Source organism: Candidatus Thiodictyon syntrophicum, from assembly GCF_002813775.1.
Classification (GTDB): Bacteria; Pseudomonadota; Gammaproteobacteria; order Chromatiales; family Chromatiaceae; genus Thiodictyon; species Thiodictyon syntrophicum.
On record NZ_CP020370.1, the window covers coordinates 4005918 to 4019284 of the forward strand.

A 13367-nucleotide genomic window follows, 5' to 3' on the forward strand; every position below is an offset into this window, starting at 1 on the left:
CCACGGAGCAACGCCGATGTGCGGTATCGCCGGTGTCCTGATGCGCGCGGGCCGCTACCCGGACCCGGAGCAACTGCGCGTCATGGCCGCCGCCCTCGCCCACCGCGGGCCGGACGACCGCGGCGCCTACTGCGGCGGGACTGTCGGTCTGGCCCAGACGCGGCTCGCCATCATCGGGCTGGCCACCGGCCACCAGCCCATGGTCGCGGTGGAAGACAAACTCGCCCTGGCCGCCAACGGCGAGGTCTACAACTATCTCGAGCTGAACGAGGAACTGCGCGCGGCCGGCCGCGTGCTGCGCACCGACTCCGACTCCGAGACCATCCTGCACGCCTATGCGGTCCACGGCCTGGGCTGCCTCACCCGGCTGCGCGGCATGTATGCCTTCGCCCTGCACGACGCCCGGTCCGGCCAACTGATCCTTGCCCGCGACCGGCTCGGCATCAAGCCCCTGTTCTATGTCAAGCTGCCGGACCGGATCGCCTTCGCATCCGAGATCAAGGCCCTGCTTCCCTGCCTGCCGGGCCGGCCGGAGGTCGAGCCGGGGGCCCTGCGCCGCTTCCTGCAGAACCAGTTCGCCGGGGGGGAGGAGACGGTGCTCCATGGCATCCGCCGGGTACTGCCCGGCGAGGCCCTGGTCCTGCAGCCGGACCTGAGCATCGAGCGGCACCGCTACTGGTCGGCCCTGGCGGTCGCGCCCCGGACTATCGGGGTCGCGCAGGCCCGGGAGGAGTTGGACCGGCTCATGGACACGGCCATGCAGGAACACATGCGCTCTGAGGTCCCCTTCGGGCTCTTCCTCTCCGGCGGGGTGGACTCGGCGGTGCTCGCCGCGCAGCTCCACGCCCACGGGGCTGGGCGCATCCGTTCCTTTTCCGTCGGCTACCGTGGGACCACCATGGCCGATGAACTGGACGAGGCGGCGCGGGTCGCGGCCCACTTCGGCTTCGACCACCAGCCGCTGGAACTGACCCTGGACCAGGTCTTCGCCCGCATCCCCCACACGGTGTGGGCGGCGGATGAGCTGATGCGCGACTATGCGAGCCTGCCCACCTCCATCCTCGCCCAGGCGGCCGGGGATGAACTCAAGGTGGTCTTCTCCGGGGAGGGCGGCGACGAGGCCTTCGCCGGCTACCGCCGCTACCACCCGCGCCCCCTGGAACGCTGGTTCAAGACCCTGCGCCACCCCGGCAGCGGGGGCTTTCGCACCCGCGGCCAGTGGTCGCGCCACTGGTCACAACGGCTCTTCGGCCCGCGGCTGGGCGCCGCCCCCGGGCTGGACCGCGCCCCCTTCCTCGCCGCCTGGGCCGCGACCCCCGCCGCCTGGTCGGCGATGCAGCGGCGCCAGTACACCGATCTCGTGACCGCCCTGCCGGACAACCTGCTGGTCAAGACCGACCGGATGCTCATGGCCTTCGGCGTCGAGGGGCGGGTGCCCTTCCTCGACCACCGCGTCGTCGAGTTCGGCCTCTCCCTGCCGGACCAGCTTAAGGTCCGTGGCCACCGCGGCAAGTGGCTGCTGCGGCACTGGGCCGAACCGCTGCTGCCCCCCGGGCACCTGGAGCGCCCCAAGCGCGGCTTCCACGTGCCGGTGGGTGACTGGCTGACCGGCGACCTGGTGGGGCGCCTGGGCGAGCGGCTGGCCGCCAACCGAGGCATCCGCGAGTGGTTCAAACCGGCCGCGCTGCCCGCCCTGGTCGCGGCGCGCCAGGCTGGCCGCGGCGGCGAGCGGGAACTGTTCGGACTCATGCAGTTCGCCATCTGGCACCGGATCTTCATCGAAGAGCCGGGGCTGATACCGGCGCCGGATGAGGACCCGCTGGAATGGGTCTAAACCGCATCGCCTGTTTCTTCTCCACCTCCGGTCACAGTGGTGTCGACCGGGCGGCGGGACACCTGATCCCGGCCCTGGCGCGCCGGGGCTATGCGGTGGATCTCCTCAAGGTCCGTCGGCACGGACCTGACCTGCCGGAAATCCCGCCGGGGGTGCGAGTCATTGATCTCGGCTCACGCCATACCTATGCCTGTCTGCCGATGGTGGCTGCGTATCTGCGCCGCGCACGCCCGGCCGTGCTGCTCTCCGACAAGGACCGGGTCAACCGCACCGCGCTCTTCGCCCGGACCCTGGCGCGGGTCCCGACCCGCCTGGTCTTCAGTTCCGGCACGACGATCTCCATCGATCTGGCGACCCGCGGCCCCCTGGAGCGCTGGGTGCAACGCAACTCCATGGGCCGACTCTATCCCTTCGCCGATCAGGTCATCGTCACCAGCAGCGGCGTCGCCGATGACATGGCCGCCTATACGGGACTTGCCCGCGGCTTGATTCGGGTGGCGCCCTCACCGGTGATACCGGAGGCATTGTTCACGACAAAGCCGCCCCGCCCGGACCACCCCTGGCTCGGCGACCCGGCGGCACCCCTGATCCTGAGTGTCGGTGAACTCTGTCATCGCAAGGGCTTCGACACCCTGCTGCGCGCCTTCGCCCGGGTGCGTGCGCAGCGCCCCTGCCGACTCATGATCCTGGGCCGGGGCGGGGCGCGCGAGGCCCTGCTCGCCCTGGCCGCGGAACTGGGGGTGGCGGCCGATTTCGCCCTGCCGGGCTATTGCACCGAGCCCTACGCCTACATGGCCCACGCGGACCTCTTCGCCTTCACGTCCCGCTGGGAGGGGCTCGGCTTCGTGCTGATCGAGGCCCTGGCGGTCGGCACCCCGGTGGTCTCCACCGACTGCCCGAGCGGCCCCCGGGAGGTCCTGGCCGACGGGCGTTACGGCCCCCTGGTCCCGGTGGACGACGATGCCGCCCTGGCCGCGGCCCTGACCGCGACCCTGGATCACCCCCTGCCCGCCGCCCGCCTGCGCGAGGCCGCCCGCCCCTATGGGATCGAGGCCAGCACCGACGCCTACCTGAACGCGATGGGACTACCGCCATGCCCCGAGTAACCGCCATCATCCCAGCCCACAACGGCGCGGCCTTCATCGGGCACGCCATCCGCAGCGTCCTGGCCCAATCCTACCCCGACCTCGAGGTCTTGGTTGCGGACGACGGCAGCAGCGACGACACCGCCGCCATCGTCGCGGGCTTCGGCCCACCGGTGCGCCTGATCCAGGTGCGGCACGGCAACACCCAGGCGACGCGCAATGCCGCCATCGCAGCGAGCGACAGCGAATTCGTCGGCCTGCTGGACCAGGACGACGCCTGGTGGCCGGAGAAGATCGAGCGCCAACTGGCCCGGATGGACGCTGACCCGGCGCTCGGCCTGTGCTACACCGACACCCGCGGCGTGACCCCGGCCGGGCGCGAGATCCCGGAGCGACACAACCCCTTGCAGGTCCCGCTGGACCAGACCGAGGCCCTGGGGCGGCTGCTGCGGGTCAACATCATGGCCGCCTCCAGCGTGCTCCTGCGTCGCCGCGTGCTGGAGCAGGTCGGCACCTTCGACCCCGCCTATCACCTGGCCGGGGACTGGGACCTGTGGCTGCGGGTCGCCGCCGAGACCCCCATCGCCGCGGTCCCGGAGGTCCTGATCGACTATTGCTGGCACGGCGGCAACCTCTCCCACGGGCGCCTCGCCCTGCACGCCGAGGGGATCGCGGTCCAGGAGGCGGCCCTGGCGCGGATCGGCGCGCACCCGCGCTGGTCCACCGACAAGCGCCTGCGCACCTACCTGCCCGCCGCGCGCCGCAAGCTCGCCGCGCGCTGTTCCGAGCTTGGCCTGCTGTACGCCCGCGCCGGTCGCCGTGCCGAGGCCCTGGCCTGGCACGCCCGCGCGCTGCGTTTGCGCCCTTGGACCCCGCGCGCCTGGTCGCGCTGGGCCCGCGCCCTGCTGCCGACGCGGCGCCCGCGCCCGGGGACGGGAGAAGGGATTCATCCCTGAGTGAACACGAGTAAACGCGATCCTCGGGATGCCCCGCTACGCTTGTTTACCCTACGACGTTGCGTGGCCGCAAATGTGACCAAGCCCAGAGATCTCTGCCAGGTCTTGATGCTTTCTCTTTCGTCGAAAAGGTCGCTTGGAATCGTGCTGTCAAGGTAAAGCGACCTAATTCATATCGCGAAAGCTATCCAGTAGGCTGGGCCATTATTGATGGGCGCAAGGCGTTCTCTACCAAGAGCGCAGGTCAGGCCGATGCGCGAGATTGCGTAAGCCTCCGGCGTAGGGACTCCGGTTGCCCGGAGCCCGTGCCACAGACCCGGACGTGCAGCTTTCCCGCATCCGGTTCCCCGGTCTTACTCGCTCCGCGGGGCGGGCGCAACCCCCGTTTCGAGGGTTAAGATTGCGCCCTCCCCCACCGATCATCGGCACCCGCCCCCGCCGCCCATGCGTATCCCCCGCGTCTATCTCGACCACCCGCTCGACCCGCAGACCGAACTGCGCCTGCCGCAGGGGCCGGCGCGCCACCTGACGCAGGTCTTGCGGCTCGGTCCCGGGGACGGGCTGGCGTGCTTCAATGGGGACGGGCGGGACCGCGCCGCGCAGGTGGCGGCGGTCGGACGGGCGGGGGTGGTCCTTGCGATCGGTGCGGCCGGTGCCGTGGAGCCCGCGCCCGTCCTGCGGATCGTCCTGGGCCTGGGGATCTCGCGGGGGGAGCGCATGGATTACGCGATCCAGAAGGCGGTGGAATTGGGCGTGGCCGGGCTCTGGCCGCTGTTTACCGAGCGCAGTATGGTGCAGCTCCAGGGGGAGCGGCTCCAGCGGCGCCTGGAGCACTGGCGGGGCGTCTCGATCGGCGCCTGCGAGCAGTCGGGGCGCCGCCGCCTGCCGGCCCTGGCAGACGCCCTGCCCTTGGCGGAGTGGCTCGCCGCGGCGGCGCCGGGGACGCTGCTGCTGGACCCGCGGGCGCCCCAGGCGCTGGCGCAATGGGCGCCGCCGGGGCCCGAGGTGACCCTGTTGGTGGGGCCCGAGGGGGGGCTGAGCCCGCGGGAACTGGACCTGGCGCATCGCCATGGGGTGGTCGGGGTGCGGCTGGGACCCCGGATCCTGCGCGCGGAGACCGCACCGCTCGCCGCGATTGCCGTGCTTCAGGCGTTGTGGGGGGATTTGCGGGATTAGGGATGGCGGGCGGCACGGGGCAGCGGTCCGCGCAGCGGACCCTACGGCAGCGGGGCGCGCCGGGGGACTGGGCGCGCGGGGGCGGCAATCGGCCGAGGCGCCGATAGCGGGCGGGTATAATGGCGCCGGTTTCAGACCTCAGCCCCCCGCCGCCGGACCCGCGACGACCCAATAACCACGACAGGATCAGCACCGATGACGCACCGCTTTACACCGCGCAGCCGCCCCCCGTCCCGGGGCGGCCGGCTGATCACCGGGCTGACCGCCGCACTGATCCTGCTGCTGCTGGCCGCCTGTGACGACGCCACACCGCCCGCTGCGGCCCCGGCGGCGCCCGCGACGGCGCGCCCGCGCATCGCGCTCGTCATGAAGACGCTGACCAACCCCTTTTTCATCGAGATGGAGCGGGGCGCGCGCCGGGCGGAACAGGAGCTCGGGGTGGAACTGCTGGTGCGCACCGCCGCCCAGGAGACCTCCATCGAGCAGCAGATCGGCATCGTGGATCAGTTGATCCGGGACCGGGTGGCGGCCATCGTGATCGCCCCGGGGGACTCGGTCGAGTTGATCCCGGTCCTCAAGAAGGCGCAGGACGCGGGCCTGCTGGTGGTCAACATCGATAACCGCCTGAGTCCCGAATTCTCCCGCAAGATGGGCCTGCTCGGGGTGCCCTTCATCAGCGTGGACAACGAGGCGGGCGCCTACGCGGCGGTGCGCGCCGTGACCGCCGGGGTGGACCGGCCGACGCAGGCGGCGCTCATCGAGGGCATCCGCGGGGCGGCGAACGCGGATGAGCGCAAGCGCGGGGCACTGCGGGCCCTGGCGGAAAACCCGCAGATCCGGGTGGTCGCCCAGGAGTCGGCCCAGTGGAAGATCGATGAGGCGCTGACCGTCGCCCGGGGCATCTTCGAGCAGCATCCGGACGTACAGATCCTGTTTTGCGCCAATGACATGATGGCGATCGGGGCGATGAAATACCTGGCCGGCACGGGGCGCTCGCAGGTGCGCGTGATCGGCTTCGACGCCCTGGAGCAGGCGCGCGAGGCGGTCCGCGCCGGGCGGCTGGCTGCCACGGTCGACCAACAGGCGGCCGAGCAGGGCTATCTGGGGGTGGTCTACGCGATCAAGGCCCTGCGCGGGGATCAGGTGCCGCCGGAAACCATGGTGGAGACCCGTGTCATCACGACCGATACCCTGGCCGGCGCCGCGCCGCCCGGGCCGCCGGTGCCGCGGCAACCGGGGCCGGCTCAGCCGGCGCCCGCGGCGCCTTAGGGTCCCGGGAACCGCCATGGCCCTGTTGCGCGCCACCCCGCGGATCACCCGCAAGTTCATCGTCTATCTGATGATGGTGAGCGTGCTGCCGCTGCTGGCGGTGAGCTATGCCTCATATCAGAGCGCGCGCGACACGGTCATGGCCCAGGCACGGCAGACTGTCGCGGCCCTGGTGGACGGCCAGGTGCGGCTCCTGGACCGCACCCTGGACCAGGTGGAGGGCCTGATTGCCAACCTCTCCGGAATCGAGGACATCGGCCGGGGGTTCGCCCGCGATGCGCCGCAGGATGACTATGGCCGTCTCGCCACCCAGGCGCGCATCGGCTATATCCTGAACGGCTATCTGAACCTGGACGGACTGGTCTCGATCGACCTGTTCGCCGCCGACGGGCAACACTTTCACGTCGGCGACACCCTGGACGGGAGCCGGCTGGATCAGGCCGCCCGCGACCGCCTCTATGCCCAGGCCCAGGCGTCCGGACGGACCGTCCACTGGGCCGGGGTCAGCGCCAACGTCAACGAGGCCTCCCGTCACCCCCAGGTGCTGGCCGCGGCCCGGGTGCTCATGCATACGGACCGCGCCACCCTCAACACCAAACCCATCGGGCTCATCGTCGTCAATCTGGACCCCGGGTCCCTGGGGCGCCAGTTCGGCACAGCGCGGCTGCGCACCGGGGCCTTCCTGACCCTGATCGACCAGCAGGGCCGCCTGCTCTATGACCCGGACCCGCAACGGGTGGGCCAGGACGCGGACCCCGGGTTCCTCACCGCCGCGGCCCGCGCGGTGAACCGCTCCGGCGCCGTCCGGCTCCAATGGCGGGCCAGCCCCTACCTGCTGAACTGCGAGCCGGTAGCGCGCGCCGACTGGACCCTCTGCCACGCCATCCCGGAACGCACCCTGTTCGCGGAGATTCGGGTCATCCGCCAGACCGCGTTCGTGGCCCTGGTGCTGAGCTTCCTGGTGGTGGCAGGCGCCACCTGGGTCTATTCCCAGGACCTGGTGCGGCCGATCCTGGAGGTCATCACGAGCTTCAAGCGGCTCCAATCCAACAGCCTGGACCCCAGTACCCGGCTGCCGGTGCGCACCCGTGACGAGATCGGCGAACTGGTCAGTGGGTTCAACGCCTTCATGGACACCCTGTCGGCGCGCGCCGCGGCGGACCGGGCCCTGCGCGCCAGCGAGGAGCGCTACGCCCTGGCGGTCAGGGCCACCAACGATATCCTGTGGGACTGGGACCTGCAGACCCAGGCGCTGTACCTCTCGCCCCGTTTCCAGGACCTGCTGGGCCTCGGCGGCACCCGCCTGGAGCGTACCCCGGACGATTGGCTGGAGCGCATCCACCCGGACGACAACGAGGCGGTGCACCTGGAGATCGGCCGCCATCTGGACGGCACCACGGACTTCTTCTGCCACGAGTATCGGCTGCGCCACCACAACGGCGGCTATCTGTGGTTTCTGTCGCGGGGGCTGGCGGAGCGCGATGGCGACGGCCTGCCGATCCGCATGGCGGGCTCCCACACCGACATCAGCGACCGCAAACGGGCCGAGGAGCAACTGCGCCACGATGCCCTCTACGACCACCTGACCGGGCTGCACAACCGCACCTGGCTCCAGGCCCGCCTGGAGCGGCTGTTGCGGGGCGGCGGGCGCACGCAACGCCTCAGTCTGGCCGTGTTGTTCATCGACCTGGACCGCTTCAAGGCCGTCAACGACACCCTGGGACACGAGGCCGGGGACGCCCTGTTGATCGCGGTCGCCGCCCGGCTGCGCGCCGAACTGCGCGCGGAGGACGGGCTGGTGCGCCTGGGGGGCGACGAGTTCGTCGTGCTGGTCACCGAGGGGCGGCGCGCCGCGGACCTGGCCGCCCGGCTCATCAGCGCCCTGGGCCGGCCCTTCATGCTGGGGGACCAGGAGGTCCAGACCGGCGCCAGCATCGGCATCGCCCACACCGGCCCCGACTACCGCAGCGCCGACGAGGTCCTGCGCGATGCGGATATCGCCATGTACCAGGCCAAGGACCAGGGCAAGGGGCGCTTCCAGGTCTTCGACCACGGCATGCGCGAGCGCATCGTCAACCGCCTGGAGATGGAAAAGGCCCTGGGGCACGCCCTGAGCACCGATCAACTGACCCTGGTCTATCAGCCGATCGTCTCCATGGAAGGCTATCGGCTGGAGGGGTTCGAGGCCCTGGCGCGCTGGGTCCACCCCCGCTTGGGCCCGGTCCCCCCGGACCAGTTCGTCACCATGGCGGAGGAGAGCAACCTCATCATCCCCCTGGGTCGCTGGGCCTTCAGTAAGGTCTGTCGACGGCTGCGCGCCTGGCAGTCACTGATCGCGCCGGGCGCACCACTGCGCATCGCGGTGAACTTCTCGCCCCGCCAACTCTTCGACGAGGACCTGATCGACGCCATCCCGCGCATCCTGGACGATCACGGGGTGAGCGGCGAGCGCCTGGTCATCGAGGTCACCGAGACCGCCATCCTGGATGAGACCCAGGCCGCCGCCCGGGTCCTGGAGCGCCTGCGCGCACTGGGGATCCGGGTGCACCTGGACGACTTCGGCACCGGCTACTCCTCCCTGAGCCACCTGGCGGGACTGCCCATCGACGCGATCAAGATCGACCGCTCCTTCGTCAGCGAGATCGAGACCAGCGAGCGCAAGCGGGTTATGCTGCACGGGATCATCCTGCTTGCCCATCAGCTCGGCATCGCGACCATCGCCGAGGGGGTGGAGACCGCGGGCCAGGCCGGCATCCTGCTGGCCGAGGGCTGCGACTATTGCCAGGGCTACCTCGTGTCCTACCCGCTCACCGCCGCGGACGCCGCCGGGCTCTTGAGCGCCCGGGGCGAGGCGGGGGGCACCCTCACCGGGTTGGGCATGGTGCCCGCGGTCGGGGGCTGAGGAACGAACGGCAAGGTTGCGGGGTTGGCGCCGCGGCGTTACCGCGACAGTCGCGCAGCGGCGCTGTGGGAGCGACTTGCGCCGCGACGGGCCGCGCGGGGAACGCGATTTCTCTTGGTTATGTCGGCAACCGCCGTCGGCTAAAGCCTCGACCTCCGGTTGCGGACGGACCGCTACCGGCCGCAACGATGATCGAGGCCGAGCGGGACCGTCCCGGCGGCTGGTGCGCGCCGACCGGTCGCCCGACCCGCGAGGGGATTTACCGGGACGCCTTAAACCGGGAGAATCCGACCCTCAGGTTCCCGGGGCGGGGGGTGCAATGGCAGCCCCGGCCGGGTCGAGTCCGTCCCCAGCCTTCAGCCCGAGACCTCACCGTGGCCCCACTGACCGTCTTCGAGCACCCCTTGAACGAACGCGTCCGGACCTTCCTGCGTCTGGAACACCTGTTCGAGAAGGTGGACTACTTCATGCCCCAGTACGACCCCTGGGCAACCCGGGTGGCGGTGGAGGCGCTGATCGACATCACCGCCGTCACCGCGCGCTCGGATCTCAGGACCGAGATCGCCAAGGAACTGGACCGCAACCTCGCCGCCGTGGAGCGGATCGCGAGTCAGCCGGGGGTGGACCCCAACGCCCTGGAGCGGGTCTTGAAGGACCTGGAGGGGGCGCTCGCGGGCATCGTCTCGCTCACCAGCCCGATCGGCCAGACCGCACGGGAGGATGAGTTCCTCAAGGGCGTGGCCCAGCGCAGCACCATCCCCGGCGGCGCCTGCTCCTTCGACCTGCCCCAGTATCACCACTGGCTGGTCCAGTCCCCGGAGCGGCGCCAGTCGCGCCTGGACCACTGGTTGCAGGACCTGCGGCCGGCGGACGCGGCCATCCGGCTCATGCTGTCGCTCGCGCGCAGCAGCGCCACGCCGCGCCAGGTGACGGCCGTCGGGGGCTTTTTCCAAGAGGCGCTGGACCTTCAGGCGCCGGCCCAGATGGTGCGCGTGGCCCTGCCGGGGGGCAGCAGCCGCTACCCCGAGATCAGCGGGCACAAGAACCGTTTCAGCATCCGCTTCATGACCATCGAGCCGCGCCTGCGACCGACCCCGACCCCGGACGATGTCGAGTTCCGTCTCACCTGCTGCGTCTTTTGAGAGACTCTATGCCAGCCCCCACGCCCGCCCCTACGCCCACCCAGGTCCCCTGCCCCCATTGCGGACGCCCCGTCGAGTGGTCGGCCGCGTCGCCGTTTCGGCCCTTTTGCTGCAAGCGCTGCAAGCTGATCGACCTGGGCGATTGGTTGGCCGAAAACCACCGCATTCCGGACGCCGGCGAGCCCTTGGAGGAGGATCAGCCGCCCGCGGATCAGGTCTGGCCGACGCATTGAACCGCGGTCGCCGTGCGGGCGTAATCGGTCCGCATAGCGGACCCTACGGGGCGGCCCCGTAGGGTCCGCTGTGCGGACCAATGCCGTGCGGACCAGCCGGCTTTCCAGAAAACACCAACCCATCGCGCACCTTTAAGGAACTGCCCATGACCGACCTGCCCCTGCTGGTGAAGGCCTTGATCCTCGGCATCGTCGAGGGACTCACCGAGTTTCTCCCGATCTCCTCCACCGGTCACATGATCATCGTCGGCGACCTGCTCGACTACACCAATGAGCAGAGCAAGGTGTTCGAGATCGTGATCCAGTTCGCCGCCATCCTCGCGGTTTGCTGGCTCTATCGCGAACGCATCCTGCAGGTGGCCGCGGGCATGTGGCGACCGGGCCCGCAGCAGCGTTTCGCACTCAACATCCTGGTCGCCTTCATGCCGGCGGCGGTGCTCGGATTCCTGCTCCACGGGGTCATCAAGGAGTATCTCTTCAACCCGCTCAGCGTCGCCGCCGCACTGATCGTCGGCGGCCTGGTGATCCTCTGGGTGGAGCGCCGCAACCTCCCGGAAGGCTGCGCCTCAGTGGATGACATCACCTGGCAGACGGCCCTGAAGGTGGGCTTTGCACAGGCGGTGGCGATGTTCCCCGGGGTCTCGCGCGCCGGCGCCACCATCATCGGCGGGATGCTCTTCGGCCTGTCGCGCAAGACCGCGACCGAGTTGTCGTTCTTTCTCGCCATCCCCACTATGACCGCCGCCACGGTGCTCGACATCTATAAGGCGCGCGACATTCTTTCATTCGACGACGCCCCCGTCTTCGCCGTCGGCTTCGTCTCCTCATTCATCTTCGCCATGCTCGCCATCAAGGGCCTGCTGCGCTATATCTCCCACCACAACTTCAATGCCTTCGCCTGGTACCGCATCGTCTTCGGCCTGATCGTGCTCGGCACCGCCTATACCGGGCTGGTCGACTGGCACGCCTGATGCCGTGACAGGCCGGCGTCGTGCAGTGACCACGCACACGCCGCTCAACTTGTCGGCACCGCGCCCCGGGGCATACTGCCGACGATGGCGCGGCGCCTGCCCTCGCCCCATCGCCTGCCGGGTTGACGGGGGCGCCGGGGGCGGTTTCACATCGCCCATGAGCGCGGTCCCACCGGTCCGCGATAGGGTCCGCTGTGCGGACCGACGGCCTCGCAGTTATGGGTGATGACCAGCATCGACGTCCAACTGCGCAATGTCGAGCCCGAGCGCAGCGCCGCACTCACGGCCGGGGTCCGGCTCAACCTGAGTAGAATCGAGGGGGAGATCACGGCATGAACCAGCAACCGGGAACGACACCGCCCATGGAACCTATAGTCCGCGACACCCTGCGTCAACTGATCGTGCGCTACGGCCATAGCCTCTGCGACGACCCGTGCCGCTGCGAGGCGATGCTGCGCGACCTGTGCGGGCAGCACAAGCGCGAGGTCTTCATCCTCGTCAGCGCCCTGAGACAGCGAGTCGCGGCTGATCTGCTCGGCGGCAGCGGCGGGTTGCCGACGCCGCTCCTGCTCGGGCGGCTGGGCAAGCGGCTGGAGGACGAGCTGGCGTTGACCGGCGAGGCGGCGCGGTGGGCGGTGGAGACCTGGGCGCTGGCCCTCGGGGTCATCGCCGGCCCGGTGATCGTTCCCACGCCAACCCCGACGCCTGCCGCCGCACCTCAGCCCGCCAACAAGACCAAGCCGCCGCCCCCGCCACCCGCCCCCGCGACGCCCTTCCGCGACCGCCTCAAGGACGGTAGCGACGGACCCGAGATGGTCTGGCTCCCGCCCGGGCGCTTCTTCATGGGCTCCGCGGATGGCGACGCGCTGGCCTTCGTCGACGAGCAGCCCCGGCACGAGGTCCGTATCGCGCGGCCCTTCGCCATCGGCCGCTTCCCCGTCACCTTCGATGACTATGACCGATTCGTCGTCGCCACCAAGCGTCCACCGGCGGCCAAGCGCGGGGTGCTGGGGCGTCTCTTTGGCGCGGCAGAAGACAGGCAACGCGAGCTGCCGAGCGACCAGGGTTGGGGCCGCGGCCGGCGCCCGGTGATCGAGGTCTCCTGGGAGGACGCCGCGGCCTACTGCGTCTGGCTCACCGAACAGACCGGCTGGACCTATCGGCTGCCGAGCGAGGCGCAGTGGGAGTATGCCTGCCGGGCCGGGACCCAGACACGCTGGTCATTCGGCGATGACGAGCGGGCACTTGGGAACCACGCCTGGTTCAAAGACAATTCAGACGGCAAGACCCACCCGGTGGGCGAGAAGCAACCGAACCCCTGGGGGCTCCACGACCTGCACGGAAACGTCTGGGAGTGGGTCCAAGATCATTGGCACTATCATTACCAAGGTGCCCCCACGGATGGCAGCGCATGGGAAGATGCCGCGGGCGGGTCGCGCGTCCTGCGCGGCGGTGACTGGTTCGACGACGCCAGGTACTGCCGCTCCGCGCGGCGCTACCAGGTGGGGCCGGCCGGCCTCGGCGTCAGGCTGGGCTTCCGCCTGGCTCGAGGTCCCTAGCACGGTCCGGAGGAGGCAAGCGGCTAGGGAGCGGGACCGGACTGCCCGCGCAAGGAGCGAGCGTGAGCGAGCGGGAGTCGCGGGCGGTCAGGCCCCGCGGGAGCTACGCACTCACTTTTTTCTAGCTCCCACGCTCCAGCGTGGGAGCAAGTGCGGACGCTCCAGCGTCCCGTCGGCCGACGCGCCGCTGGAGCGGCGGAACGGCATTCCCACGCTGGAGCGTGGGAACGAGAAGGCGTT

General features: G+C 70.3%; 10 protein-coding genes. All 10 read left to right on the plus strand.

Translation table 11 applies throughout. The annotated features are described in order from the left end of the window. The first annotated feature begins 16 nt into the window (after nt 1–16). The 10 genes from asnB to THSYN_RS16875 all read left to right on the plus strand — a co-directional run bounded on the left by asnB (nt 17) and on the right by THSYN_RS16875 (nt 13127). Nucleotides 17–1834, plus strand: a complete 1818-nt coding sequence (gene asnB / locus THSYN_RS16830) for an asparagine synthase (glutamine-hydrolyzing) (protein ID WP_100920152.1) — start codon at nt 17–19, stop codon at nt 1832–1834. Then, the gene (locus THSYN_RS16835; RefSeq protein WP_100920153.1) at nt 1825–2940 is read left to right on the plus strand and encodes a glycosyltransferase; all 1116 of its coding nucleotides are present in this window, start codon (nt 1825–1827) and stop codon (nt 2938–2940) included. The genes asnB and THSYN_RS16835 overlap by 10 nt, the downstream gene beginning before the upstream one ends. Then, entirely contained in the window at nt 2928–3875 is a 948-nt protein-coding gene (locus tag THSYN_RS16840) for a glycosyltransferase (protein ID WP_100920154.1), read from the plus strand. The genes THSYN_RS16835 and THSYN_RS16840 overlap by 13 nt, the downstream gene beginning before the upstream one ends. Before the next feature lie 444 nt (nt 3876–4319). Then, a complete protein-coding gene (locus THSYN_RS16845) occupies nt 4320–5051 on the plus strand; it encodes a 16S rRNA (uracil(1498)-N(3))-methyltransferase (RefSeq protein WP_100920155.1) in 732 nt (243 codons plus the stop codon). Nucleotides 5052–5246: 195 nt separating this feature from the next. After that, entirely contained in the window at nt 5247–6320 is a 1074-nt protein-coding gene (locus tag THSYN_RS16850; protein ID WP_100920156.1) for a substrate-binding domain-containing protein, read from the plus strand. 16 nt (nt 6321–6336) lie between these two features. Then, complete coding sequence (locus tag THSYN_RS16855; RefSeq protein ID WP_100920157.1) at nt 6337–9222, plus strand: bifunctional diguanylate cyclase/phosphodiesterase; 2886 nt, start codon at nt 6337–6339, stop codon at nt 9220–9222. A 374-nt stretch (nt 9223–9596) separates the two neighbouring features. Beyond that, nucleotides 9597–10364, plus strand: a complete 768-nt coding sequence (gene zapD, locus THSYN_RS16860; protein ID WP_172965300.1) for a cell division protein ZapD — start codon at nt 9597–9599, stop codon at nt 10362–10364. Between the two features lie 8 nt (nt 10365–10372). Further along, on the plus strand, nt 10373–10597 hold the full coding sequence (gene yacG / locus THSYN_RS16865; protein ID WP_100920158.1) for a DNA gyrase inhibitor YacG: 225 nt from the start codon (nt 10373–10375) through the stop codon (nt 10595–10597). 146 nt (nt 10598–10743) lie between these two features. Continuing rightward, complete coding sequence (locus THSYN_RS16870; RefSeq protein ID WP_100920159.1) at nt 10744–11568, plus strand: undecaprenyl-diphosphate phosphatase; 825 nt, start codon at nt 10744–10746, stop codon at nt 11566–11568. 332 nt (nt 11569–11900) lie between these two features. Continuing rightward, the gene (locus THSYN_RS16875) at nt 11901–13127 is read left to right on the plus strand and encodes a formylglycine-generating enzyme family protein (protein ID WP_100920160.1); all 1227 of its coding nucleotides are present in this window, start codon (nt 11901–11903) and stop codon (nt 13125–13127) included. Nucleotides 13128–13367: the final 240 nt, after the last annotated feature.